This is a genomic window from Stenotrophomonas sp. CASM106, from assembly GCF_049384825.1.
GTDB lineage: Bacteria > Pseudomonadota > Gammaproteobacteria > Xanthomonadales > Xanthomonadaceae > Stenotrophomonas > Stenotrophomonas muris.
On the sequence record NZ_JBMRFS010000036.1, the window covers coordinates 1 to 491 of the forward strand.

General features: G+C 56.8%; 1 protein-coding gene. It reads right to left on the reverse strand.

Annotated features, from left to right (window positions below):
- Positions 1–315 (reverse strand): hypothetical protein (locus tag VG556_RS22380; protein ID WP_423180053.1); only part of this gene is annotated, 315 nt, incomplete at its 3' end.
- Between the last annotated feature and the right edge of the window lie 176 nt (positions 316–491).

The window sequence follows — 491 nt, forward strand, 5'->3', positions numbered from 1 at the left end:
GTCGTATAGACAGAACGAGTACCTGTCGGGCTGCTCGACCCATTCCTTGCCTGTCTGCACGGAAACAGACGTAAACAACTCATTATCATTGCCCCACCAGGCAAGTATCAGGTACGGACGTGACTCTCCCTGATGGAAAATGGTGAAGTGCGGCGTTCTATCCCATGAGACTTCACGCAACTGCTTCACCTCCACAAGCCGCCTCACGAATGGCGCTGGCTCGACGGTCTCGCCATTTGCGGAGATGGTGTAGATCTTGCCACCATCCGGGTCTGTCAGATCACGTGGACTGCAGATGATTCGAGGTCTGAACATGACGACGCTCCAGGGTCAGGTACGCAGGGGTGAACTGGAGCGTTCAACGACCATGCTGGCCAGCAGGCCCATCGCAAATGCCTGCAGCAGGTAGCGTTGCCCGGGTCGTCCTTCCGCCCTGCGATGGTAGTCATCGAGGTTCAGCAAGGCGTCCGCAGAAAGGCAATGTCCCACAT